20 protein-coding genes are annotated in these 24457 nt (G+C 67.3%); 6 read left to right on the top strand and 14 right to left on the bottom strand.

From position 1 onward, the window contains the following. Window positions 1–199 precede the first annotated feature (199 nt). Window positions 200–949, bottom strand: coding sequence for a sulfite exporter TauE/SafE family protein (locus BLR29_RS01345; RefSeq protein WP_092134017.1), 750 nt, complete (start codon window positions 947–949; stop codon window positions 200–202). A gap of 228 nt (window positions 950–1177) precedes the next feature. Here BLR29_RS01345 and BLR29_RS01350 point away from each other — a divergent pair, with 228 nt between their 5' ends. From BLR29_RS01350 to prfH, 5 genes are all read left to right on the top strand, one after another. Next, window positions 1178–2482: an MFS transporter gene (locus tag BLR29_RS01350; RefSeq protein ID WP_092134019.1), complete on the top strand. Its 1305-nt coding sequence runs from the start codon at window positions 1178–1180 to the stop codon at window positions 2480–2482. Between the two features lie 3 nt (window positions 2483–2485). Further along, complete coding sequence (locus tag BLR29_RS01355; protein ID WP_092134021.1) at window positions 2486–3718, top strand: metal-dependent hydrolase family protein; 1233 nt, start codon at window positions 2486–2488, stop codon at window positions 3716–3718. A 90-nt stretch (window positions 3719–3808) separates the two neighbouring features. Beyond that, window positions 3809–4711 carry a LysR substrate-binding domain-containing protein gene (locus BLR29_RS01360; protein WP_092134023.1) on the top strand — a complete coding sequence of 301 codons (903 nt, stop codon included), beginning with the start codon at window positions 3809–3811 and terminating at the stop codon, window positions 4709–4711. A 263-nt stretch (window positions 4712–4974) separates the two neighbouring features. After that, on the top strand, window positions 4975–6117 hold the full coding sequence (locus BLR29_RS01365) for an RNA ligase RtcB family protein (protein ID WP_092134025.1): 1143 nt from the start codon (window positions 4975–4977) through the stop codon (window positions 6115–6117). Next, window positions 6114–6728: a peptide chain release factor H gene (gene prfH, locus BLR29_RS01370; RefSeq protein ID WP_092134027.1), complete on the top strand. Its 615-nt coding sequence runs from the start codon at window positions 6114–6116 to the stop codon at window positions 6726–6728. The genes BLR29_RS01365 and prfH overlap by 4 nt, the downstream gene beginning before the upstream one ends. 63 nt (window positions 6729–6791) lie before the next feature. Here prfH and BLR29_RS01375 read toward each other — a convergent pair whose 3' ends face one another. The 10 genes from BLR29_RS01375 to BLR29_RS01420 form a co-directional block, all read right to left on the bottom strand. Further along, entirely contained in the window at window positions 6792–7883 is a 1092-nt protein-coding gene (locus BLR29_RS01375; protein ID WP_092134029.1) for a M14 family metallopeptidase, read from the bottom strand. An 83-nt stretch (window positions 7884–7966) separates the two neighbouring features. Beyond that, window positions 7967–8710, bottom strand: a complete 744-nt coding sequence (locus tag BLR29_RS01380; protein ID WP_092134031.1) for a hypothetical protein — start codon at window positions 8708–8710, stop codon at window positions 7967–7969. Between the two features lie 57 nt (window positions 8711–8767). Next, window positions 8768–9595 (bottom strand): M55 family metallopeptidase, encoded by an 828-nt coding sequence (locus tag BLR29_RS01385; RefSeq protein WP_092134034.1) that lies wholly within the window; start codon window positions 9593–9595, stop codon window positions 8768–8770. After that, window positions 9592–10647, bottom strand: coding sequence for a DmpA family aminopeptidase (locus BLR29_RS01390; RefSeq protein WP_092134036.1), 1056 nt, complete (start codon window positions 10645–10647; stop codon window positions 9592–9594). The genes BLR29_RS01385 and BLR29_RS01390 overlap by 4 nt, the downstream gene beginning before the upstream one ends. 7 nt (window positions 10648–10654) lie before the next feature. Further along, window positions 10655–11563 (bottom strand): glutathione ABC transporter permease GsiD, encoded by a 909-nt coding sequence (gene gsiD / locus BLR29_RS01395; protein WP_092134038.1) that lies wholly within the window; start codon window positions 11561–11563, stop codon window positions 10655–10657. 9 nt (window positions 11564–11572) lie between these two features. After that, the gene (gene gsiC / locus BLR29_RS01400; RefSeq protein WP_092134040.1) at window positions 11573–12493 is read right to left on the bottom strand and encodes a glutathione ABC transporter permease GsiC; all 921 of its coding nucleotides are present in this window, start codon (window positions 12491–12493) and stop codon (window positions 11573–11575) included. Between the two features lie 276 nt (window positions 12494–12769). Further along, the gene (gene gsiB, locus BLR29_RS01405) at window positions 12770–14320 is read right to left on the bottom strand and encodes a glutathione ABC transporter substrate-binding protein GsiB (protein ID WP_092134042.1); all 1551 of its coding nucleotides are present in this window, start codon (window positions 14318–14320) and stop codon (window positions 12770–12772) included. A 46-nt stretch (window positions 14321–14366) separates the two neighbouring features. Next, window positions 14367–16259 (bottom strand): dipeptide ABC transporter ATP-binding protein, encoded by a 1893-nt coding sequence (locus tag BLR29_RS01410; RefSeq protein WP_092134044.1) that lies wholly within the window; start codon window positions 16257–16259, stop codon window positions 14367–14369. Window positions 16260–16338: 79 nt separating this feature from the next. Continuing rightward, window positions 16339–17307: an isoaspartyl peptidase/L-asparaginase family protein gene (locus BLR29_RS01415; RefSeq protein WP_092135361.1), complete on the bottom strand. Its 969-nt coding sequence runs from the start codon at window positions 17305–17307 to the stop codon at window positions 16339–16341. Window positions 17308–17321: 14 nt separating this feature from the next. Continuing rightward, entirely contained in the window at window positions 17322–18290 is a 969-nt protein-coding gene (locus tag BLR29_RS01420) for a MurR/RpiR family transcriptional regulator (protein ID WP_092134046.1), read from the bottom strand. A gap of 266 nt (window positions 18291–18556) precedes the next feature. On the opposite strand from BLR29_RS01420, the gene BLR29_RS01425 reads away from it, so the two are divergent. Next, window positions 18557–20500, top strand: a complete 1944-nt coding sequence (locus BLR29_RS01425; protein WP_092134048.1) for an ATP-binding cassette domain-containing protein — start codon at window positions 18557–18559, stop codon at window positions 20498–20500. A gap of 91 nt (window positions 20501–20591) precedes the next feature. Here BLR29_RS01425 and BLR29_RS01430 read toward each other — a convergent pair whose 3' ends face one another. From BLR29_RS01430 to BLR29_RS01440, 3 genes are all read right to left on the bottom strand, one after another. Beyond that, window positions 20592–21077 carry a disulfide bond formation protein B gene (locus tag BLR29_RS01430; protein ID WP_092134050.1) on the bottom strand — a complete coding sequence of 162 codons (486 nt, stop codon included), beginning with the start codon at window positions 21075–21077 and terminating at the stop codon, window positions 20592–20594. A gap of 211 nt (window positions 21078–21288) precedes the next feature. After that, window positions 21289–22575 carry an oxalate/formate MFS antiporter gene (gene oxlT, locus BLR29_RS01435; protein ID WP_369804543.1) on the bottom strand — a complete coding sequence of 429 codons (1287 nt, stop codon included), beginning with the start codon at window positions 22573–22575 and terminating at the stop codon, window positions 21289–21291. Between the two features lie 98 nt (window positions 22576–22673). Next, window positions 22674–24242, bottom strand: a complete 1569-nt coding sequence (locus BLR29_RS01440; RefSeq protein WP_092134052.1) for a gamma-glutamyltransferase family protein — start codon at window positions 24240–24242, stop codon at window positions 22674–22676. Window positions 24243–24457: the final 215 nt, after the last annotated feature.

A 24457-nucleotide genomic window follows, 5' to 3' on the forward strand; every position in this document is an offset into this window, starting at 1 on the left:
TTGTCTCAAAATGAAGCGAAGCGGTTCTGGCTAGGGCGCAGCAGGGATTTCGGATCGCATGCGATCCGCCTGCGAAGCGGTATGCGCCTACCGGCGCATACGCGCCCTGCAAGGGCGCGGCCGCAGACTCCATACAAGTGGTACGGCAAGCGAAATGGCAACCCCGGCAACGACGCCAGAATCATTTTGAGGCGACCTCTTAGAGCAGCTTCGGCACGGAGGCGATGAGCATCGCCGCGCCGGAGCACGTGAGCAGCGTCAGCACGATGCGCCGGAAGGCGACATCGCTGATGCCGATATAGACGCGCGTGCCCAGCAGCGTGGGAATCAGCATCGCCGGCGCGACGATCGCGAACATCGGCAGCATGTCCTTCGTGATGATGCCGGTGCCGATGTAGACCCCCATCGTCACCAGCAGCGCGCCGAGGTTGAAGTTCTGGATCACCACGCGCTGCGTGTCCTTGTCGAAGCCGCGCAGCGTGCACCACAGCGTGGGGGCGATGCCAGTGAATCCGCCGATCCCGCCCATGATCCCGCCAATCCCGCCCACGATGGCGTCGGCCACGCGTCCGCCGTGCCGGATCGGCGGCAGCTTGCCCGAGAACAGCATGATCGGGCACCAGATCACGAGGATGATGCCGAGGCAGAGCTTGAACAGGTGGACGTCGAGCATCGGCAGGATGGTGACGCCAATGGGAATGCCGACGATACCGCCCAGCAGGAAGGGCAATACGGTGGCCAGGTGGAATTTGCGCCGGACCGTGAACGCCGCGAGCAACTGGCCGGTCAGCGCGCCGAAGACGGACATCGCCGAGGCCATCCGGGGCTCCACGCCCCAGGCCCAGAACGACATGGCGACCATGCCGAAGGCAAAACCGGAAAGACCCTGGACAAAACCGGCGACGACGGCGCCGAGCGCAATGATGAGTACGACCGAATCGACATGCATGAACGCGTGAGCTGGGAGCGCTTCTTATGCTTCTTCTTTTTGCAGGCCCCGGCAGGTCCGCAACAGACCCGGCACCGGGGAACTCCGGCATTGTAGACCGATCGCACGCGGCGCCCCGCGGCAGCCGGCATGCATGCGCTGGCGTCATGGCCGCATGCGCAGATTTCGTTTCCCGCGTCATCGTGGCGCCCCTAACATCGGCCTCACCTGCCAGAACGGGAGAGAGACATGCAAGCCAGCGCCCCCACCTACGTTGCCGCCCCGCCTCATATCGGCGCCAGCCAACGCCGCCGTGCCATTATCGCCACGGTCATCGGCAACGGCCTCGAATGGTTCGATTTCACGGTGTACAGCTTCTTCGCCGTGATCATCGCCAGGCTGTTCTTTCCGACAGGCAATGACCTGTCGTCGCTGCTGCTGGCCGTCGCCACGTTTGGCGTCGGCTTCTTCATGCGGCCCGTGGGCGGCATCATCCTTGGCGTCTATGCCGACCGCGTCGGCCGCAAGGCGGCGTTGTCGCTCACCATCCTGCTGATGGCGCTGGGCACCACGCTGATCGGCATCGCCCCCACCTATGACCAGATCGGCGTGTTCGCGCCGTTGCTGATCGTCGTTGCCCGGCTGATGCAGGGCTTTTCCGCCGGCGGCGAGATGGGCGGCGCCACCGCCTTCCTGACCGAGTACGCGCCAGAGCACCAGCGCGCCTACTACTCCAGCTGGATCCAGGCCAGCATCGGCGTGGCGGTGTTGCTGGGCGCCGCCGTCGGCACCTTCGTCACGGCCTCGCTGAGCCCCGAGGCGCTCAACAGCTGGGGCTGGCGCCTGCCGTTCCTGCTCGGCATGGTGATCGGCCCCGTGGGCTACTACATCCGCCACCACCTCGACGAGACGCCCACCTTCCGCGCGGCCACGGACAAGACCGATTCGCCGCTGACCGAGGTGCTGCGCGACTATCCGCGCCAGACCGCGGCCAGCTTTTCGATGGTGATCCTGTGGACCGTGTGCACCTACGTGCTGCTGTTCTACATGCCGACCTACGCCGTCAAGGTGCTCAAGGTGCCGCAATCGACCGGCTTCATCGCCGGCATGGCCGGTGGCCTGGCCATCATGATCTTCGCCCCGCTCGTTGGCCTGCTGGCGGACCGCATCGGCCGGCGCGGCCTGCTGTCCGGCGCCGCCGCGCTGATCTTCGTGCTGGCGTACCCGATGTTCGTCTACATCAACCAGGCGCCCGGGCTGGCGTCGCTGCTGGTGTTCCAGATCGTCTTTGGTGTGCTGATCGCCACCTACACCGGCCCGATCCTGGCGGCCTTCTCCGAGCTGTTCCCGGCCAAGGTGCTGTCGACGGGACTCTCCGTCGCCTACAACCTGGCGGTGACCATCTTCGGCGGCTTTGCCTCCTTCTTCATCACGTGGCTGATCGCCACCACCGGCAGCACGATGGCCCCGGCGTTCTACGTGATGATCGCCGCCGCCATCAGTTTTGCCGGCACGCGCCTGGTGCGCGAACCGGCCTATCTTCAGAAGCGCTAAGCCATGACCCAGATCCTGCTCAAGGGCGGCAACGTCCTCGACCCCGCCCGCGGCACCGCGCTGCCGCGCCACGATGTGCTGATCGACGGCGACCGCATCGCCGACGTCTCCGCCGCGCCGCTGCACGCGCCGCTGGCCACCGTCATCGACGTCAGTGGCAAGACCGTCATGCCGGGCCTGATCGACTGCCACGTTCACGTGCTGGCGGCGCTGGCCAACCTGGGCGTGAACGCGATTCAGCCGAATGTGCTGGTGGCCTTCCGCGCCATGCCGATCATGAAAGGCATGCTGGAGCGCGGCTTCACCACCGTGCGCGATGCAGGCGGCGCCGACTGGGGCCTCTCGCAGGCCGTGGCCACCGGCCTGATTCCCGGCCCGCGCATCTTCCCCTCGGGCAAGGCGCTGTCGCAAACCGGCGGACACGGCGACTTCCGCCCGCGCGCGGACACGCTGGAGCCCTGCTCCTGCGCCTTCCGCGCGGGAGCCATCGCGCGCATCGCCGATGGCGTGGACGCCGTGCGGCTGGCCGTACGCGAGGAAATCCAGAAAGGCGCCACGCAGATCAAGATCATGGCGTCGGGCGGCGTTGCGTCGCCAACTGACCCGATCGGCAATACGCAGTACAGCGAGGACGAAATCCGCGCGATCGTGGCCGAAGCCGAAGCCGCCCAGACCTATGTGATGGCCCATGCCTACACGGGCCGCGCCATCACGCGGGCGGTGCGCTGCGGCGTGCGCACCATCGAGCATGGCAACCTCGTCGATGCAGCCGCGGCCCGCGTGATGCGCGATCACGGCGCGTTCGTCGTGCCGACGCTGATCACCTACGATGCCCTGGCGCGCGACGGCGCGCGGCTGGGCCTGCCGGCCGAATCGGTCGCCAAGATCGAAACCGTGCGGCAGGCCGGCCGCGATTCGCTGGCGATCTACGCCGAGGCCGGCGTGCCGATGGGTTTCGGCTCCGACCTGCTGGGCGAGATGCATCAGTACCAGTCCGAGGAATTCCGCATCCGCGCCGAATACCTCGGCAATCTGGAGGCCATCCGCTCGGCCACGTCGATTGCCGCCGCGATCCTGCAGCGCGAAGGGGAACTTGGCACCGTACGCGTCGGCGCGCTGGCGGACCTGATCGCGGTCGATGGCGACCCCCTGACCGATATCGGCGTGCTGGCGGGCCCGGATGCCCGCATCGGCCTCATCATGCAGGCTGGCAAGGTCCATCGCGCACCACGCTGACGCATGGAGACGCCGTGGCACGCCAGACGTGCCGCGGCGCGGGCGTCCGACTTATCATGGTGGCTTCCCCCGCCATCGGTCACGCCCGTCATGCGCATCTCCCCGCTCCCGCCGCTGCCATGCCTGGTCGCCTTCGAATCGGCGATGCGGCACGGCAGCTTTACCCGTGCCGCGTCCGAACTCCATCTCACACAGAGCGCCATCAGCCGGCAGGTGGCCCAGCTTGAGCGCTTTCTCGGCAAGAAGCTCTTTATCCGCGAGCCACGTGCGCTGCGGTTGACCGTCAGCGGCCAGGAATATGCCGAGCAGGTGCAGCGCCTGCTGGTGGGCTGCGCCGAAGCGACGGAAGATGTGATGAAGCGCAAGGGCCAGGTCGAGCTGACAGTGGCCTGCTCCTCAGGCGTCGCCGTGCTGTGGCTGGCGCCACGGCTGGCCACCTTCCGCGCGCGCCACCCCGATTTCCACGTGCGCATGATCGTCAACGACAGCCTCGCCTCGCTGGCGGGAACCGACTTCGACATCGGCCTGTACTACCTGCGCGAAGGCGCCCCGAGCGGGCTGGCGGCACGCCGGCTCTACGAGGAAGAGGTGTTCCCGGTGTGCGCACCGGACTACCTGCGCGGCAGGCACCTGAGCGTGGCGGACCTGCCGCGCGAAACGCTGCTGGTGCTGGAAGACGCGCAGCGGCAATGGATGTCCTGGCCGACCTGGTTCGCGCGCAACGGCCTGCGCGACGCCCGCATCGCGCATGAACTCGTGATCAACGCCTATCCCGTGCTCGTGCAGATGGCCATCGAGGGCCAGGGCATCGTTTTGGGATGGCGCCACATGATCGACCGTTGCATCGAAACCGGCGTGCTCGTGCGGGCGTGCGATGCCAGCGCTTCGCTCGGTGGCGGCTATTACGCTGTCTGGCCGAGCGACCGTGCAGAGCCGGCCGCGGCGCGCATGTTCCGGAACTGGCTCGTCGACGAAAGCGGCGCGGAACAGTAAGGCCCGCGAGATCGCTGTCGCAGCCATGCCACAGCGATAGTGCCCACCCTTGCCACCGCCCCGCAGACCGCCGTAGGATCACAACCCTCTTCCCCACCACTGCAAAGGAGATCGCCATGAAGCAGCAATCGGTTCCTTGCAGGCCGCGTCTGGGCTGACCGCATTCCCCGTTTCCGCACCTCGCGCGGGAACCCACACATGCGTTGCCCTGGCTCCGGCCTGCCCCATTCGGATGTTTCTTTTTCCCTATCTGGATATGGCAAATGGGCAACTGCTTCGTGCAATTGTCGGAGGCGATCTCGCTGATCGCTTCGGACGACACCTGGATCGAAGGTAACGCGATCCACCAACTTCACACTACCGCGGCACTTCAAGGCATGCGACAGGTCGTGGCGATGCCCGACCTGCATCCCGGCCGCGGCTACCCTGTCGGCGCCGCGTTCTTCTCGGTCAACCGACTCTACCCCGCACTCGTCGGCAACGACATCGGCTGCGGCATGGCGCTGTGGCAGACCGGGCTCGTCGCCGGACGTGTCGGCATCGACCGGCTCGACAAGCGGCTTGGCAACCTCGACGTCCCGCTGGGCGATGCCTGGGCCGAGGAAATCGCCCGGCTGGCACCTCCGGGCATCGGGCATGCCGACGCACTGGGCACGATCGGTGGCGGCAATCACTTCGCCGAGCTGCAACAGGTCGACAAAATCCACGACGCCGTGGCCATCGACAGGCTGGGCATCGTCGCGCGACAGCTCCTGCTGCTCGTGCATAGCGGATCGCGCGGACTTGGCCAGGCCATTCTGCGCGACCACGTCGACCAGTTTGGCCACCAGGGGCTGGCCGATGACGACGCGGCCTGCGCCGCCTACCTCGCCCGCCATCGGCAGGCACTCTCCTTTGCGCACGCCAATCGCGAACTGATCGCGCTGCGGATGCTCGACCGGCTCTGCGGCGGCGAAGGCCGGCGCGTGCTGGACGTCCATCACAACTTCGTGTCGCCGGCCGTGATCGACGGCGTATCGGGCTGGCTCCATCGCAAGGGTGCCACCCCCGCCGACGCCGGCCCGGTGGTCATTCCGGGTTCTCGCGGCGACTACAGCTACCTCGTCGAACCCATCGCCGACACGCGCAGCCTGCTGTCGCTCGCGCATGGCGCCGGACGCAAGTGGATGCGCAGCGAATGCAAGGACCGGCTGGTCAGGCGGTTCAGCGTCGAGCAACTGCGCCGGACGAAGCTGAACAGCCATGTGGTCTGCGAGCATCGCGACCTGATGTATGAGGAAGCTCCGGAAGCGTACAAGCCGATCGATAGCGTTGTCGGCGCGCTGCACGATGCCGGGCTGCTGAAGATCCTGGCGCGGCTGCGGCCAGTGCTGACGTACAAGACGCGCGGGGGGTGCTGCGAATGATCCTGTTGCAGATCTCCGCCACGCACGGCCCCGAGGAATGCGGGATCGCCGCAGCCAGGGCCCTGCATCGGCTGCTCCATGAGGCGGGCCAGTGCGGCGTCGATGCCTGCGTGCTCGAGCAGGTGGATGGCGCGTCGCGCGGCACACTGCGCTCCGCCCTGCTGAGCCTGGACGGCGACCAGGCAGAACCCCTGGCCGGCCGCTGGACCGGCACGATCCAGTGGATATGTGCCAGCCCCTGCCGGCCAAGGCATCCGCGCAAGAACTGGTTCATTGGTGTGGCACGCTGTGCGGCGCCGGCGCCGGTACTGGAGAGCGCCATCCGTTTCGAGGCCATGCGCGCATCGGGACCGGGCGGCCAGCATGTCAACAAGACGGCATCGGCGATCCGGGCGACGCATCTCGCCACCGGCATCAGCGTTCGCGTGCAGACCGAGCGCAGCCAGCATGCCAACAAGCGGCTGGCCATCGCGTGGATCGCGCACCGTCTGGCAGAGCATGCGGAAGCGCAGGATGCGGGCCTGCGCGCGCAGCGCCGGCAGATGCATCACGAAGTCGAGCGCGGCAAACCGGTGCGGATCTTCCGGGGGGGAGATTTCGTACCGGACTAGGTCGTCAGGCGGAGACGGAGACGAAGACGGAGACGGAGGCGCGGGCGTGCCCCGCTTCGATGATCAGATCCCGGCGCCTCGCCGGACGGCTTCCGTCACCTGCGCCACCACGCCGTCGCGCCAGTCGTCGGCATCGCCATAGAAGGCGCGCCAGACCGCCTGCTTGATCAGGGTCCGCTGGTTTTCATCGGCCTCCGGGTGACGATGCAGCCAGTGATCGCCACGCAAGGCTTCCAGCACCTCGCCCAGCGGCAGCGTGCCGAATTCGAGCGCGATGCCCGCATAGTCGATGGCGGGCAGCGTCTGCGGCACGGCCATCCACGCCAGGCCGGTCAGGTTGGAGGAGGTCGAGGAGCCGTCGTAGATCGAGGTCACGCTGTTGCCCCAGATCGCGCGCACCTTGCCGATCTGGTCCGCATGGTCCGGCCCCATGTAGATCGGCTCGCCGTAGCCCCAGGGGCCCAGCCCCGTATGGATATCGATCCAGCGCAGGGTGTCGCGGCCGGCGCCAAAGCGCGCCAGGATGCGGCGCAACGTGTAGTTGCTCCACGTCGCCTTGTGTCCGCCGAAGAACAGTCCTCCCGGATCCTGGTACTGGCCGCCGCTGACCGCCGCCTGATACCACGGCATGCCCTTTTCGGCCACGATCTTCATCAGCGCAGCCTGGTCTTCGCCGGATGGCGGCCAGTGGGGCGGCAGCAGAAACGGCGCCACCTCGGCATACGGCGCGTTCTGCGGCAGGGGCGCGTCGAAGTCCATGAAATTCCGGTTCAGGTCGACGTTTTCCTCGTTGACGCGGCGCAGGTGCGAGAAACCGTAGGGATTGACCGCGTGAACCAGCACGAGCGCCACGCCCGCGGCGCGGCAGTCGGCATGCAGGGCGGTATCGCCCAGCATCGCCACCTGCGCGCCCGATCCGCAGAATCCCTCCGCGCCATGTGTGCCCGATGTCACCAGCACGACGTGCCGCGCATCGTCCGCGCCAACCCAGGCAACATCCATCGCGAGCGTCTCGCCCTCGTGGCCGGTCTGGGTGGGATGTGGGAATTCGGTCAGCGTGGCACCGGTCTGGCGCGCCGCGGTCAGGAACTTCTGGCGGGCTTCCGCATAGCTTCGGGCGAAGCAGCGGGCAATCGGACTGGCGCTGGCAGGCATGGCAAAGGGGGCCTGGGCCGAGTGGGGATGGGCAGATTAAACGCCATTTCGCGCCGGCTTGCCACCTCGGCGCGGCAATTCCGCTAGAAGAGCTCGCCGCTCCCCTCCTGCGGCCAGGCGGAGCGAAAGGCGTGGGGGTGCATGACGATGCCAGCGGCCTCGATCTGCGCGGCCGACAGCACCAGATGTCTGGCCAGCCAGTCATGCAGGCTGCGCAGGAAACGTATGTTCTCGACGTTGTTCGACGCCGCGATCAGCCACTCCAGCTTGATATGCGCGGTATAGACATCGAGCAGGTTCAGGCCCTTGAGCTTGGCCGGCGTGGCCGCACTGCGCTCGATGGCCAGCACCCGCTGGACCTGTGCGCTGCCGAGCACGCCGCCGGCCGCGACCTGCTGGTAGAGGTCCTCGAGCGCCGGAAAGCGCACGGTCGGCTGCACGCGTGGCACCGCCGCCACCTTCTCCATGCGCAGGATCACGTAGCGCGTGGCGGCATTGCGGCGGGCGAGTTCCTGCTCTGCCGCGCTGGCCTTGCGGCTGCGGCGTGGCGGGGGCACATCGGTGAAGTCGGGGAGCCGCTTGACGGCGTCGCGCTCGGTGTAGTCCGGCACGCGGTCGAGCCAGGCCGGATCGGCCAGCAGGGCGCGCGCGCATTCCGGGCCGAACGGGTATTCATGGCCGGCCGGGTCGCGCAGGATATAGGCGTGGCCTTCCGGAAAGCCGTGGTGCCGGCCGCCCTTCGCCCCGCGCGCGTGGCAGCGTGTGGTGGCCGGGTCGACGAAATCCTTGCGTACGGGCACCCAGCCCCCGTGCATGGCGTCAATCATGGTGTGGCGAGAAAGGGAACGGCCGCTATTGTCCCACTATTCGCGCCACGGCCCGCGCTACTTCAGCATGAACGACATCGCCGAGCAGCAATTCAGCATCCGCACGGCGGACTGGACGGTCGGCGCGTTGAAGGACAGCGTCACGCCATCCACCCGCTCGAAGGTCGGCCACTGGCAGAACAGGTCGGCATGGGCCGAGGTCACGGTCTGCAGGCGACAGTTGATCGGGCCGTCCAATTCGAAGCAGCGCGCCTCGGGCCGCGCCATCGCGTCGCGCGTCACGGCCTCCGCCGCCTGCGCGATGGCCTCGCGCGCGGCGGCGGGCGACAGCGTCACGCCGCTGCCCTGCCCTCCGGCGGTCTTGGTCTGTACATAGCGCACCCACGGCATCAGCGGCTGCGTTTCGGCGATGAACACGTCGTCCCCGCTGGCCAGCAGCACCGGCACATCGAACTCGCCCGCCAGCGCCGCATAGATGCCGGCCTCGCCCAGTTCCAGCCCATTGAGCCAGACCCGCGCGAACGCCCCGCTATTGATCGTATGCGCCAGCACCCCGCGACTTTGCGCGCGGCCGTGGTAGCCGATCATGAACACGCCGTCGCAGTCGTCCTCCACCCCGGCCATCATGCTCAGGTAACGCGGCTTGCCAAGCACCAGTTGCGCGCGCGGATCGATCTGGTCCGGCAGCAGGTTGCGAAAGCCGCCGTGCGAGTCATTGACCAGCACCGCGGAGGCGCCACCCGCAAACGCCCCCTGCACGGCCGCGTTGGCCTCGGCGGTCATCCAGGCGCGGGCCCGTTCGTATTCGCCATTGCCGGCGCGCGTCTGTTCGGCGTGGAAAACGCCAGCCACGCCTTCGATATCGGTGGAGATCAGGATCTTCATGCGGTCAGGTCTTGCAGCAGGTCGCGCAGGGCATGGCGGCGGTGGCCGTCGCGGCCCTCCACGGCTTCGGCATGCCACAGCGCGCAAACGATGGCCGCCTCCACGCTGTCCGCTGCGGCGCGGAACAGCGGGTCGAGGCGGGATTCATGGACCATCGGGATGGCAGGCATGGGCACATCGGCCAGGTGCGGCACCGTATATGCCGTGGAAAACGCCAGCGCGATGTCACCGGAGCCATGACCGAACACGGAACCGGTACGCGCCAGCCCGGCCCCGGCGCGGAGCGAGAGCCGGCGCAGTTGACGGCTATCGAGTGGAGCGTCGGTGGCGATGATCATGATGATCGAACCCTTCTCCGGCGTGGCGTCCTGTTTCAGCCGCGCCGCCAGCTTCGCGCCGAGCGGCTGGCCGGCAAGGATCAGCGACTCCGGCGTGCCGAAATTCGACAACACCAGCGCGCCGACCGTATAGCCACCGGCCACGCGCGATGCCGTGCCGATGCCGCCTTTCAGTCCGAACGACGACATGCCGCGCCCGGCACCGACCGCACCTTGCGCAACGTCGACGCCGCTGGCGGCCAGCGCGGCGGCATAGTGTGCCTCCTGCACCGCCATCGCCTGGATGTCGTTCAGGAAGCCGTCGTTGCACTCGAACACCAGCGGATTGACAGTCGGCCAGCGCCTGCCGATCTCCGGGTTGGCGGCGATCGCCTCGCGAATCTGCGCCTGGGCGACGGCGCCGACCGAGAACGTATTGGTCAGCGCGATGGGCGTTTCCATCACGCCGAGTTCGTCGACCTGCACCAGCCCGATGCTCTTGCCAAAACCATTCAGCACCGTGGCGGCGGCCGGCACCTTGTCCGTGTAGACGTTGCCGGCATGGGGCCGGATCACGGTCACGCCGGTCTGGCACGCGCCGTCGGCCAGCGTGCAGTGGCCGACGGTCACACCCGGCACATCGGTGATGGCGTTGCGCGGGCCGGCCGGCAGGTCGCCGACATGCGGCGCGGGCGGGATGCGAGCGCCGGACACGGCGGGATCGATGGCGGTCATGCGTGTATCAGCGGCGGTCGATCTTGGGGTCCAGCGCGTCGCGCAGCCCGTCGCCGAGCAGGTTGAACGCCAGCACCGTCAGGAAGATCGCCAGGCTCGGGAAGATGGCCACATGCGGCGCGGTGACCATGTCGGCGCGGGCCTCGTTGAGCATCGCGCCCCATTCCGGCGTGGGCGGCTGGGCGCCAAGGCCCAGGAAGGACAGGCCAGCGGCCGTGATGATCGAGGTGCCAATCCGCATCGAGAAATACACGACGATCGACGACACGGTGCCCGGCAGGATGTGCCGCATCAGGATGGTCCAGTCCGACGCGCCGATGCTCTTGGCGGCCTCCACATAGGTCAGGCGCTTGAGCATCAGCGTATTGCCGCGCACCAGCCGCGCGAACGCCGGAATGCTGAAGATGGCCACGGCGAAGATCACGTTGGTCATGCCGTTGCCCAGGATCGCCACGATGCCGATGGCCAGCAGGATGCCGGGGAACGCGAACAGCACGTCGGAGAGACGCGTCACGACGCGGTCCCACCAGCCTTCGTAGTAGCCGGCCAGCAGGCCCAGCACCGTGCCGATGATGGCGCCGATGATCACCGAGAAGAAGCCCGCGGCCAGCGAGATCCGCGTGCCGGCCAGGATGCGGCTGAAGATGTCGCGACCCAGCGAATCCACGCCCATCCAGTGGGCGGCGGACGGACCCGCGTTCAGCGCGTCGTAGTCGAAGAAGTTCTCGGGGTCGTACGGCACGATATGCGGTGCCAGGATGGCGATCACCACGAGCAGCAGCACAAAGGCGCCGGCGGCCAGCGCCAGATGCTGCTTGCGGAACTTGCGCCAGAACTCGCTCCAGGGCGTGCGGACGGCCTCGGGGGCGGCGGCGGTTGCGGCCTCGGGGGCGGCGGGCGTGGAAAGCTCAGTCATGCCGGCCTCTTATTTGTAGCGGATGGTGGGATTGATCACGGTGTAGAGCATGTCCACGACCAGGTTGATCAGGATGAATTCGAGCGAGAACAGCAGCACCTCGGCCTGGATCACGGGGTAGTCGCGCATTTCCACGGCGTCCACCAGCAGGCGGCCCAGACCGGGCCAGTTGAATACCTTCTCCACGAGGATCGAGCCGCCCAGCAGGAAGCCGAACTGCAGGCCCATCATCGTCACCACGGGAATCATGGCGTTGCGCAGCGTGTGCTTGGCCACGACGACCGTCTCGCGCACGCCTTTGGCGCGGGCCGTGCGGACAAAATCCTCCTGCAGCACCTCGATGAACGACGCGCGGGTGAAACGCGCCATGACGGCGGCCACGGCGGCGCCCAGCGTCAGCGAAGGCAGGATGTAGTGCTTCCAGCTATCGGCGCCAATCGACGGCAGCCAGCCCAGCTGGACCGAGAAGACTTCCATCAGCAGCATGCCGAGCGCAAAGGCCGGGAACGAGATACCGGACACGGCCAGCGTCATGCCCACGCGATCCGGCCACTTGTTGCGCCACACAGCCGAACAGATGCCGATGGTCATGCCGAAGATCACGGCCCAGACCATCGACGCCAGGGTCAGGTACAGCGTCGGATAGAACCGCTCGCCGATTTCCTCGGCAACCGGCCGCTTGGTGCGCAGCGACGTGCCGAATTCGCCGCGAACGGCATTGGTGAAGAAGCGCACGAACTGCTCGTGCATCGGCCGATCCAGGCCCAGGTCCTTGCGGACCAGTTCCACCGTGGCCGTGTCGGCCTCCGGGCCGGCAGCCAGCCGTGCGGGATCGCCAGGCAGCATATGGACGAACAGGAACACCAGCACCGCCACGAGCAGCAGTGTGGGGATCACGCCCAGAAATCGTTTGATGAAGTAATTCAGCATCTGGCACCAGAAATTAAGACCGTTGGCCACCCGCCCATGCCCCCGCATACCGAGCGGGCGGCCATCACGGTTTACCGCGTACAGCTTTTTATAGGACTACTAACCGCGACTTCAGAACATCCACTTCAACTGCAACTGCCACTACCACTGCAACTACACCTGCACCCGCAGGTACCGCTACCACTTCACTGAAACACCCCGTCTCAGTTCGGTGCCGGCGACGTCGGGTATCGGGGCTGCCTCGCTATCCATGGCAGCCCCGAAGTCCCGCATGCCTTATTGCTTGATGTCGATCTCTTCGAAGTTGAACGAGCCGTCAGGCATCACGTAGGCACCGGTCAGGCGCTTGGCGCGCGCATACAGCACCTTTTCCGTGACCAGGAAGGCCCACGGTGCGTCCTTCCAGATACGTTCCTGGGCATCCTTGTACAGCCTGGCCTTCTCGGCGCGGTCCGTCGTGCGCAGGGCCCCGGCGATGTCCGCGTCCACCTGGTCGTTCTTGTAGTAGGCCGTGTTCAGCAGCTTCGGCGGCATCGATTCCGACGCCAGCAGCGGACGCAGCGCCCAGTCCGATTCACCGGTCGACGACGACCAGCCCACGTAGTACAGGCGCACGCCGGCGTCTTCCGGCTTCTGCACGGACTCCACGCGCTCCACGCGCTGGCCGGCTTCCAGTGCCTGCACCTGGGCCTTGATGCCCACTTGCTGCAGCTGTTGCTGGACGAACTGGATCACCTTCTGCGCGGTGGTATGGTTGTAGGCCGACCACAGCGTGGTCTCGAAACCGTTCGGATAGCCGGCTTCCTTCAGCAGCTCGCGCGCCTTGGCCGGGTCATACGGCCACGGCCCGAGCTTCTCGGCAAAGTCCACGCCCGGCGGCACCACGCCTTGCGCCGGCACCGCGTAGCCGGCAAACGCCACCTTGGCCAGCGCGTCCTTGTTGATCGCGTAGTTGATGGCCTGGCGCACCTTCGGGTCGTTGAACGGCTTGACCATCGTGTTGAACGACACGTAGCGCTGGATGATCGACGGCGAGTCGATCAGGTCCACCTTCGGGCTGGCCTTCAGCACCGCGGCCTGCTCGAACGGAATGCTGAACGCGAAGTCCGCCTCGCCCGTCTGCATCACGGCCGAACGGGTGTTGTTGTCCACCACGGGCTTCCAGGTGATCGTGTCGATCTTCGGATAGCCGGTCTTCCAGTAGCCCGCAAACTTCTTGCCCTTCAGGTAGTCGGTCTGCTTCCACTCGACGAATTCGAACGGGCCCGTGCCCACCGGGTGGAACGCGATCTCCTTGCCGTACTTCTTCAGCGCGGTCGGGCTGATCATCACGGCCGACGGGTGGGCCAGCACGTTGATGAACGGCGAGAACTGTTCCTTCAGCGTGATCTTCACCGTGTTCGGGTCCACCACGTCGGTCTTGGCCACGCGGTTGAACAGCGTGTAGCGCTTGAGCTTGTTGGCCGGATCGATCACGCGGTCGAGGTTGGCCTTGACGGCCGACGCGTCGAACGTGGTGCCGTCGTGGAACTTGACGCCCTTCTTCAGCTTGATGGTGTAGACCAGGCCATCCTTGCTGACGTCATAGCTTTCAGCCAGCACGTTGACCAGCTTCAGGTCCTTGTCGAAGCCGAACAGGCCCTGGTAGAACGACTTGGTGGCTGCCTGGGACAGCGTGTCGTTCGCATCGTACGGGTCCAGCGTGGTGAACGTGGAATACACGGCCATCACCGCATCCTTGGCGGCAAAGGCGGGCGTGGCAGCCAGCGTACCAATGGCGCCCACTGCGGCGGCACCGGCCAACAGGCGGAAGGAAACCTTAGACATCTCTTCTTCTCCTCTGAGGGAAATACAAGACTTCAGTACAACAGGATCAATAGGCGCCGCCGACGGCGTGCCGGGCTACAAAATGACCGTGCGCGCCGCTGCCGGCCACGGCGACCAGCGGCTGCACCACCGGTTCGTCGCCCACCGCGCGGATCGGGCTGGGAATCTCGTCGGACAACGGCTCGCGCTTCATGTGACGGCGCGCCGGGTCGGCGATGGGCACCGCGGACATCAGCTTCTTGGTGTACGGGTGCTGCGGGTTTTCAAAGATGGCGCGGCGCGGGCCGATCTCGACGATCTGGCCCAGGTACATCACCGCCACGCGGTGGCTCACGCGCTCCACCACGGCCATGTCGTGCGAGATAAACAGGAACGCCACGCCCAGTTCGCGCTGCAGGTCCAGCATCAGGTTGACGATCTGGGCCTGGATGGAAACGTCCAGCGCGGACACCGACTCGTCGGCGACCACCACCTTGGGGTTCAAGGCCAGGGCGCGCGCGATGCAGACGCGCTGGCGCTGGCCGCCCGAGAATTCATGCGGGTAGCGCGCGGCGTGGGCGGGCGTCAGGCCCACCTTCTCCAGCAGCCACGCCACACGGGCTTCCGCTTCCTTGCCGCTGGCCACCTTGTGCACCAGCAGCGGTTCCATGATCGAGTAGCCGACCGGCACGCGCGGGTCCAGCGACGCGAACGGGTCCTGGAAGATGAACTGGATATTGCGGCGCAGGGCCTGCAGCGCCGGGCCGTGCATCTGGCTGATGTTCTGGCCGGCGAATTCGATCGTGCCGCTCTGGGCATCGACCAGCCGCAGCAGCGACCGGCCCGTGGTGGATTTTCCGCAGCCCGATTCGCCGACCAGCGCCAGCGTCTCGCCCGGGTAGAGGTCGAAGCTGACCTGCTCCACGGCGTGCACGCGGCGCGTGACGCGGCCGAACAGTCCACCGGGAACGTCGAAGCGCGTGACCAGGTCGCGCACGCGCAGGATCGGCTCGACGCCTGCCGCGACGGTGTCCTGCGGCGTCTCGGCGACGGGCGCCGCCAGGTCGCTGACCTGCACCAGCGGGAACTTGGCCGGCAGGTCCGTACCCGACATCGCGCCCAGCTTTGGCACGGCGGACAGCAGCGCGCGCGTGTAAGGGTGGGCCGGCGCGTGGAACACTTCGTCGGAGGTGCCCTCCTCCACTTTCTCGCCGCGGTACATCACCAGCACGCGGTCGGCCACCTCGGCCACCACGCCCATGTCGTGGGTGATGAAGACCACGCCCATGTCCATCTCGGACTGCAGGTTGCGGATCAGTTGCAGGATTTCAGCCTGGATGGTGACGTCCAGCGCCGTGGTCGGTTCGTCAGCGATCAGCAGCGCCGGCTTGCACGACAGCGCCATGGCGATCATCACGCGCTGGCGCATGCCGCCGGACAACTGGTGCGGAAAACGGTCCAGCACGCGGCGCGCCTCGGGAATGCGCACGAGTTCCAGCATGCGCAAGGCCTCGGCACGCGCGGCGGCGTTGCTCTTGCCCTGGTGCAGGCGGATCGACTCCGCGATCTGCTCGCCCACCGGGAACACCGGATTCAGCGAGGTCATCGGCTCCTGGAAAATCATCGCCACGTCCGCGCCGCGCACCGTGCGCAGCGTCGAATCGGGGGATCGCGCCAGGTCCAGCACCTCGCCGCCGCGCCGGCGCAGCAGCATGCTGCCGCTGGCGATCTTGCCGCCGCCGTGTTCCACCAGGCGCATCAGCGCCAGCGAAGTCACGGACTTGCCCGACCCCGATTCGCCGACGACGGCGAGCGTTTCGCCGCGATCCACGTGGAAGGACAGGTTGCGCACGGCCTCGACGGTGCGCTCCGACGTAGCAAAGCGGACGGTCAGGTTGTTGACCGCGACCACGCGTTCTGGCGGCAATACGATGCCTTGTTGAGTTGAGCTAGTTGCCATGCGGCCCCCGGTTTCCTGCTGAATACGGTTTGATGCTGTGGTGTCTCGTGTCTCTTCGGCTGAAGTCGCGCGCTCGCGCTCAGCCGTAGATCAGGACGCTGACGGGTTCGCCGACCCGTGCCACGCCGCGGTACATCCCTTCCGTGTTGAACGGCAGCGTGACGTTGCCGTCGCGGTCCACGGCGATCAGGCCGCCCCGGCCGCCGATGGCGGGCAGCTTTTCCATGACCACGCGGCGCGCGGACTCTTCCAGCGACAGGCCGGCGTAGCGAATCTGCGCCGCCACGTCGTGCGCGGCCACGGTGCGGATAAACATCTCGCCGGTGCCGGTGGCGGAGACGGCGGCCACATCGTCGGCATAGCATCCGGCGCCCACCACGGGCGTATCGCCCACACGGCCGACCTGCTTGTTGGTCACGCCACCCGTCGACGTGGCTGCCGCCAGGTTGCCGTTGGCATCGCACGCCACGGCGCCCACGGTGCCGAACTTGCGATCCGGATCGATCGGCTCCTCCTTCTTGGCCATGGCGGCCAGCGCGGCGGCATCGTGATCGAGCAGCGCCATGCCGGCCGATGCGCGGGCCCGCTCCCATTGCTCCTGGCGCGCCTGCGTGAAGTAGTAGTCGGGCGTGACCAGCTCCAGCCCCTGCGCCTCGGCAAACGCCTCGGCGCCTTCGGCGGCAAACAGCACATGCTCGCTGCGCTCCAGCACGGCGCGTGCGGCCAGCACCGGATTGCGCAGGCGCTTGACGCACGCCACGGCGCCCGCGTTCAGCGTGGCGCCATCCATCACGGCGGCGTCCAGTTCATAGGTGCCGGCATGCGTCAGCACGGCGCCCTTGCCGGCGTTGAACAGCGGGCAGTCTTCCAGCAGACGCACGGCCTCGGTCACGGCATCCAGCGCGCTGCCGCCTTCGGCCAGCACGCGTTGGCCGGCCAGCAGCACATGTTCCAGGGCGGCGATGTATTCGCGCTCGCGGTTGGCATCCATGGCCGCACGGGTAATCGTGCCGGCGCCGCCGTGGATCGCAATGACAGCTTGGGTCATATCGGACTTCAACTTCACTCGGAGGATTTGGGGGCGGCCTGGCGCTGCGCGCGCGGCCGGGATCGGGGACTGGCCGTGCCATTTTTGGCGGGCAGCGGTGCCGCCTGGCTGTCACGCGCACCGGGCGCGCCGTATAGCCATGGCAGCAGGAATTCGGTCATCTCGGCCGCCGCCTTCACGGAACGGGCCGAGCGGTAGGCCACGGCCCCGCACAGCGCTTCGATCAGCGCCAGCACGGTGGCATCGGAATTGGCGGACAGCCGGTTGCGCGCGTTGGCATACAGCGCGATATCGGCCAGCGGCGCCAGCGGCGAGGTCGGGCCATCGGTCAGCGCCAGCAGGCGTCCGCCGTGCGCCTTGACGCGCTGGGCCAGCAGCATGGTGTCCGTCACGTAGCGCGGAAACGCGATAGCAATCACCAGGTCTTGCGGCTGCAGCTTGAACAGCTGGCGCGCCGAGTGGGAGGCGCCGCCGGCATTGGACACCGACGTCACCATGCGGCAATGCATTTCCAGCCCGTGTTGCAGCAGGCCGGCCAGGAAACCGCTGGCGCCGAAGCCCATCACGTAGACGCGCTCGGCTTCCAGGATCGCCGCCACGGCGCGTTCGCAGGCGTCGGCATCCAGCGCGCGGCGCGTGGCTTCCAGGTTGCGGGCGCCATCTTCCAGCGCGGCGGCAAACACCTCGGACACCGTCGTCGGCCGGGCCAGCTCGTCGCGCAGGCGTTCCACCGGGGCCAGCGTGGCCTCGAAGCCGCGCACCAGCTCGGCGCGGAATTGCGGATAGCCCTCGAAGCCGAGCGCGCGCGCAAAGCGGTTGGCGGTGGCGACCGATACGTCCACGGCGGTGGCGAACTCGTCGATGCGCATCGTGGCCGCGCGAAACAGGTTGTCCAGCACGTACTGCGCCATGCGCTGGTGCGCGGGCGTCAGCGTGGGCAGGCTGCGCGCGATGCGTTCGGAAATCGACTGGCCGTCGGGCATGTCAGAGGTTTGGGTTCGATTTGGGGACCCCCGCACCACACTGGAATTCAGCGCCTGATGAAAAGGCACTTTCCCGGTGCGCGGGTCGATGTAAATAAATTTACACGCAAATCATGTACCAGGAGAACCTGGAAGTGCTCGATTACGGGTAATCCCTCAATACATGGGGCCGGACATAGGCGCGGAGTCGGGGTCCCGGGCCAGCCGCGCTACAATGCCGGCCTGCCCGCTTCCGGGCGCGTCCCAGCCTTCTCCGCACCTCCCTCGTGATCCGAATCGACCAGCTTGTCCTCCAGCGCGGCACCAAGGTGCTGTTCGACCACACCAGCGTGACGCTCAACCCGGGCGAGCGCGTGGGCCTTGTCGGCGCCAACGGCAGCGGCAAGTCCACGCTGTTTTCCATGCTGCGCGGCGATCTGCACCCGGACGGCGGCGATGTCTTCGTGCCCGCGCAATGGCGCATCGCGCACGTCGCGCAGGAAACGCCCGCGGTCGACCGCACGGCCGTGGACTACGTGATCGACGGCGATGCGCGCCTGCGCGAGATCGAGGCGCGCATCGCCGCGACCCAGGCCAGCGGCGACGGCAGCGCCGAGGGCGAGGCCCATGCGGCGTTTGCCGATGCCGACGGCTACACCGCGCCGGCCCGCGCCGAGGCGCTGCTGCTGGGCCTGGGCTTCACGCTGCCGCAGGTGTCGCAACCGGTGGCGTCGTTTTCGGGCGGCTGGCGCATGCGCCTGAACCTGGCGCAGGCGCTGATGTGCCCGTCCGACCTGCTGCTGCTTGACGAACCGACCAACCACCTGGACCTGGACGCCATCGTCTGGCTGGAAGACTGGCTGGCCCGCTACCCGGGCACGCTGGTGATGATTTCCCACGACCGCGAATTCCTGGACGCGATCTGCAACGTCACGGTGCATATCGAGAACCAGCAGTTGCGCCGCTACGGCGGCAACTACACGCAGTTCGAGACGCTGCGGCTCCAGCAGATGGCCCTGCAGGCATCGGCCTATGTCCGCCAGCAGAAGGAAATCGCCCATCTGGAATCGTTCATCAACCGCTTCAAGGCCAAGGCGACCAAGGCCCGTCAGGCGCAGAGCCGCGTCAAGGCGCTGGAGAAGATGGAGCGGCTGGCCCCGGTGCACGTGGCGGCCGGCTTCGCGTTCGAGTTCCGCGAGCCCGATTCCGCGCCGAACCCGATGATGGTGCTCGACGGCGTGGACTGCGGCTACGCCGAGGCCGATCCGCCCGTCACGATCCTGCACAACCTGACGCTGTCGATCCAGAACGGCCAGCGCATCGGCCTGCTGGGCGCCAACGGCCAGGGCAAGTCGACGCTGGTCAAGACGCTGGCCGGCACGCAGGCGCCCATGACGGGCACGCTGCGACTGGGCAAGGGTCTGGTCATCGGCTACTTTGCCCAGCACCAGCTGGAAACGCTGCGCGACCACGACTCCCCGCTCCAGCATCTGGCGCGGCTGGCGCCGGATACGCGCGAGCAGGAACTGCGCGACTTCCTCGGCAGCTTCAATTTCCGTGGCGACATGGCCACCGCGTCCATCGAGCCGTTCTCGGGCGGCGAAAAAGCCCGGCTGGCCCTTGCACTGATCGTCTGGCAGAAGCCCAACTTCCTGCTGCTCGACGAACCGACCAACCACCTGGACCTGGACACGCGCGAGGCGCTGACGATGGCGCTGGCCCAGTTCGAAGGCACGCTGATCCTGGTGTCCCACGACCGGCACCTGCTGCGTGCCACGTCGGACCAGTTCATGCTGGTGGCCGACGGCACGATCCGTCCGTTCGATGGCGACCTCGACGACTATCGCGACTGGCTGCTGCAACAGGCGGCCGCCAAGCGCAACGCGGCCACGGCGGCGCATGCCTCGGAGGCGGCCGGCATCGCGGGCGACGCGAGCGCGGCGGTCAACCGCAAGGACCAGCGCCGCGCCGAGGCGGACGAACGCCAGCGGCTGTCCGTCCTGCGCAAGCCGCTGACCAAGGAAATCGAGAAGATCGAAAAGCGCATGGCGGCACTGCAGGCCGACAAGGAGGCGATCGACGCCTTCATGGCCGATGAGTCGAGCTATGCCGAAGCCAACAAGGCAAAGCTGATGGAGATGCTCAAGCGCCAGGGCGAGGTGACCGGGGAGCTGGGTCAGCTGGAAGAACGCTGGCTGGAGCTTCAGGAACAGATCGAACAGATTGCCTGAGGCAGTGCCGGCCGCCGGTCGTCACGACCGGCCACGCCCCGCAAGCACGAAAAAGCCGACGCATGCGTCGGCTTTTTCGTTGGGAACGCTTCTATCGATAATGCTTTTCGCGGCGGATCAGCCCGACGGCCAGCGTGAGCGTCAGGATCACCAGCCAGATCAGCGACCACGCCGGGATCGACAGGCCCAACAGCGGCGGCAGCGGCGCCGTGCACAGGCCGTCCGAATAGAACACCTGCGGCAGCAGCTTGGCCGTGGGCAGCGCGTTGACCCAGTTCTCGAGCGGGTCGATGCCGCACGATGCCTTGGGATTCAGCAACAGCGACACATGGTAGCCAGCCACGGCGATGCCGGCCACGCCGGACAGCATGCCCAGCCCCTGCCACAGCGTGCGGGTGTTCTGGGCGATGGCCGCCAGCAGCGAGAAGATGCCGATGCCGACGAAGGCAAAGCGCTGCATGATGCAGAGCGGGCATGGCTGGTAGCCCTCCACATACTGCATGTAGAGCGCGGCGCCAAGCATCGCGAACGACACAATGGCGATCAGCAGGAAGTAAGCACGGGAATTGGCTTGCATAGGCGTCGATGACAAATATAGGTCACGGCGAACCATGACGGTGTGGCAGCGCCGCCCGCCCTGTCGGGCCGGCGTGCTGCCTTCGACGCGAATTATTACCGATTTTCCCCCTGCGCATGATCGCGCCCGAACAATCCGTCGCGGTGCCGGCTGTGGCCGATTGCCGCAGGCGCCACCATCAGGAAATCAGGCGCTCCGGAGGCCGGGGATTTCAGGCCGCGGCCGGCGTCGCCAGATAGCGGCGGCGCCACGGCTTGAGCACCGCGATGGCCAGCAGCGCGGTCAGGATATCGAGCGTGATCGCCACGCCGAACACCGGCATCCAGCTGCCCAGGCGCTCGTGCATCAGCGCCGCCAGCGGGCCGCCGAAGATCGAGCCGATGCCCTGCGAGATGTAGAGCCAGCCGTAGTTGGTGGTGGCGAACTTCGTCCCGAACGTGTCGGTCAGCGTCGACGGGAACAGCGAGAAGATTTCCCCCCAGCCCAGGAACACCACGCCGGAGAGCAGCACGAACAGCACCGCGTTCTCGCGCGTCAGCAGCCACAGCGTCATCGCCACGGCCTCCAGCGCGAAGGCGAAGCACATCGTGTTCTCGCGACCCCAGCGATCCGAGACCCAGCCGAACAGCGGACGCGTCAGGCCGTTGGTCAGCCGATCGATGGTCAGCGCCAGCGGCAGCGCGGCCATGCCGAACACGACGGCGTTGGACACGCCGAAATCCTTGGCGAAGGCCGCCATCTGCGACGTCACCATCAGGCCGGAGGTCGACATCATCGTCATCATCGCGAACAGCAGCCAGAACAGCGGGGTCCGGAGCATCTTGCGCGTCGGCACGTCGGCGACCGTGGAGGGGGTATAAGACGGCCGCAGCGGCAGTTGCTCGCCGGCAGCCGGCGCGCGCAGGCCCTGCGAGGCCAGGAATCCGATCACCGCGAACACCAGGCCGAACTGCCACAGCGTGGTTTCCAGCCCCTTGCCCGCCAGCGCGGCCGCGATCGGGAACGTGGTCACGATCGCACCCATGCCGTAGCCGGCCGCCACCATGCCGACGGCAAACCCGCGGCGATCCGGGAACCATCGCACCATCTGGCCGACCACGCCGACGTAGACGATCCCGGTGCCCAGCCCGCCGATGACGCCGTAGGTCAGGTACAGCATGCCCACGCTCTGGACCGATGCGGCCAGCACCCACGACAGGCCCGCCATCACCGTGCCCGCCGCGATCAGCCGGCGCGGGCCAAAGCGCTCGATCAGCGCGCCCTGGAACGGCGAGAAGAACGTCTGCAACACGATCAGCAGCGAGAACGTGATCTGCAATTCCGACAGCGGCACGCCCAGCTTGGCCGACAGCGGTTTCGTGAACAGCGTCCACACATACTGCGGACTGGAAATCGCCATCATGCACACGATGCCCAGCAACAGCTGCAGCCAGCGCGTGCGCGCCAGCGGCATGGCCTGCGGCACGCCAAGGGCCGCGTTATCAGCAACGGTACGCATCGAACCACTCCTTGAGACACACTTCGAGAGAGACACGCGGCCGGGGGCGGCCACGCGTTGTTGGAATACCGGCTTGCTATCAGGTCACTACCAGCCCACTACCAGGCCGCCACCGCGCCGTCGCTGCGCGGGTCGCTGCCGCCCTGGTAAAGCCCGTCCGCCTGCAGCACGATGGCGCCCGCGTGGCCCATCGTTTCGTCGTAGGGGCGCAGGATCTCCACCTCGTGGCCCAGCGTGCGCAACGCGTCCTGCGTGGCGCGGGGAAAGCGCGATTCGAGCTTGAGCGTGTCGCTGGTCTGGCCCCAGGTGCGGCCCAGCAGCCAGCGCGGCGCGTCGATGGCGGCCTGCGGGTTCATGCCGAAATGGACGATCCGCGAGAACACCGCGCTCTGCGACTGCGGCTGGCCATCGCCGCCCATGTTTCCGTAGACCAGCGTGCGGCCGTCGGCCAGCCGTGCCATGGCCGGGTTGAGCGTGTGGAACGGCTTGCGGCCCGGCATCAGCGGATTGCGCGCGCCCGTATCCAGCGAAAAACTGCAGCCACGGTTTTGCCAGTTGACGCCCGAGCCGGGCAGCACGATGCCGCTGCCAAACTCGTGATAGATGCTCTGGATGAAGCTCACCGCCACGCCGTTGCCGTCCACCGCCCCCATCCAGACGGTATCGGCCGGGCCCATGCCCTCTCCCCACGGCAGCACGCCATCGGGCCGGATACGCGCGGCCGCCGCATCGAGCCACGGCGGCGCGAGCAGGTCCTGCGGATCGATCTCCATATGGGCCGGGTCCGTGATATGGCGGTCCCGCACGCGGAACGCCTGCTTGGTGGCTTCCACGCAGGCGTGGACGAAGTCAGGCCCCAGCGGGTCCATGCCACGTTCGAGGAGGCGGTCGAGCTGGCCGAGGATCAGCAGCGACACCAGTCCCTGCGTGGGCGGCGGCATGTTGTAGACCGTGCCGCGCGAATGGGCCAGCGTCAGGGGTGGCTTCCATGTGGCGCGATGCGCCTGGAGGTCCGCCAGCGCAATCGGACTGCCGGCGTTGGCCAGTTCGCGCGCGAGGATGCGGGCCAGATCGCCCTCGTAGAAATCGCCAAGTCCCGCGCGAACCATCTGCTCGAGCGTTGCCGCCAGACGCGGATGACGGAAGCGGCTGCCCGGCGCCGGTGCCTTGCCGTCGACCAGGAAGGTCTCGGCAAACCCGGCGATGCCGGCAAGTTCATCGGCCTTGGCGGCCACGCAGGCGGACTGGCTGTCCGTGACCGGCACGCCGATGCGCGCGTAGTCGATGGCATCGGCCAGCAGGCGTGACAGCGGCATGCGCCCGCCGAGCGCGTCGCGGGACCAGTCCAGCGCGGCCTTCCATCCCGATACCGTGCCGGCCACGGTATTGGCCGCCATGCCACCGCGTGCAGGGATCGCCGACAAGCCGGCCTCCCGGTAGCGCGCGATCGTCGCCGCGCCGGCGGCAGCCCCGCAGGCATCCAGCGCACGCGGCGCCTCGCCCGGGCGGGCAATCAGCCAGAAGCTGTCGCCGCCCAGGCTGTTCATATGGGGGTAGACCACCGCGATGGTGGCGGCCGCCGCGACCATCGCCTCGACGGCATTGCCGCCCTCGCGCAAGACCGCCAGCGCGCTCTGCGATGCCAGCGCGTGCGGTGCCACGGCCATGCCCCGGCTGCCACGAATCGGATTCAGATGAAGACTCACACGACCTCTGCGATTTATGTATACATAAAATTCCCTGGAGAACCATCGCAATAGGCATGCCACGACGCCGCCCCACGGAGGGGTGGCATGGGGCGATACGGGGGAAAAGTAAGAGCGACCCGCCGGCAAACCCGCGTCGGTGCGCGGTTGGCGGGAAATCGAAGAGGAACGATCAG

Source organism: Cupriavidus sp. YR651, from assembly GCF_900101625.1.
Classification (GTDB): Bacteria; Pseudomonadota; Gammaproteobacteria; order Burkholderiales; family Burkholderiaceae; genus Cupriavidus.

Bases quoted from the DNA above. Each gene is read 5' to 3' on its own strand.
- BLR29_RS01355 (WP_092134021.1), top strand. From the start codon at position 2,486: ATGACCCAGATCCTGCTCAAGGGCGGCAACGTCCTCGACCCCGCCCGC.
- BLR29_RS01430 (WP_092134050.1), bottom strand. From the start codon at position 21,077: ATGCAAGCCAATTCCCGTGCTTACTTCCTGCTGATCGCCATTGTGTCG.
- BLR29_RS01380 (WP_092134031.1), bottom strand. From the start codon at position 8,710: ATGATTGACGCCATGCACGGGGGCTGGGTGCCCGTACGCAAGGATTTC.
- BLR29_RS01375 (WP_092134029.1), bottom strand. From the start codon at position 7,883: ATGCCTGCCAGCGCCAGTCCGATTGCCCGCTGCTTCGCCCGAAGCTAT.
- BLR29_RS01390 (WP_092134036.1), bottom strand. From the start codon at position 10,647: ATGACCGCCATCGATCCCGCCGTGTCCGGCGCTCGCATCCCGCCCGCG.
- oxlT (WP_369804543.1), bottom strand. From the start codon at position 22,575: ATGCGTACCGTTGCTGATAACGCGGCCCTTGGCGTGCCGCAGGCCATG.
- BLR29_RS01365 (WP_092134025.1), top strand. From the start codon at position 4,975: ATGGGCAACTGCTTCGTGCAATTGTCGGAGGCGATCTCGCTGATCGCT.
- BLR29_RS01360 (WP_092134023.1), top strand. From the start codon at position 3,809: ATGCGCATCTCCCCGCTCCCGCCGCTGCCATGCCTGGTCGCCTTCGAA.
- prfH (WP_092134027.1), top strand. From the start codon at position 6,114: ATGATCCTGTTGCAGATCTCCGCCACGCACGGCCCCGAGGAATGCGGG.
- BLR29_RS01350 (WP_092134019.1), top strand. From the start codon at position 1,178: ATGCAAGCCAGCGCCCCCACCTACGTTGCCGCCCCGCCTCATATCGGC.
- BLR29_RS01410 (WP_092134044.1), bottom strand. From the start codon at position 16,259: ATGGCAACTAGCTCAACTCAACAAGGCATCGTATTGCCGCCAGAACGC.
- gsiC (WP_092134040.1), bottom strand. From the start codon at position 12,493: ATGCTGAATTACTTCATCAAACGATTTCTGGGCGTGATCCCCACACTG.
- BLR29_RS01420 (WP_092134046.1), bottom strand. From the start codon at position 18,290: ATGCCCGACGGCCAGTCGATTTCCGAACGCATCGCGCGCAGCCTGCCC.
- BLR29_RS01385 (WP_092134034.1), bottom strand. From the start codon at position 9,595: ATGAAGATCCTGATCTCCACCGATATCGAAGGCGTGGCTGGCGTTTTC.
- BLR29_RS01345 (WP_092134017.1), bottom strand. From the start codon at position 949: ATGCATGTCGATTCGGTCGTACTCATCATTGCGCTCGGCGCCGTCGTC.
- BLR29_RS01440 (WP_092134052.1), bottom strand. From the start codon at position 24,242: ATGGCCGTGGCACCGCACGCGCTGGCATCGCAGAGCGCGCTGGCGGTC.
- BLR29_RS01415 (WP_092135361.1), bottom strand. From the start codon at position 17,307: ATGACCCAAGCTGTCATTGCGATCCACGGCGGCGCCGGCACGATTACC.
- gsiB (WP_092134042.1), bottom strand. From the start codon at position 14,320: ATGTCTAAGGTTTCCTTCCGCCTGTTGGCCGGTGCCGCCGCAGTGGGC.
- gsiD (WP_092134038.1), bottom strand. From the start codon at position 11,563: ATGACTGAGCTTTCCACGCCCGCCGCCCCCGAGGCCGCAACCGCCGCC.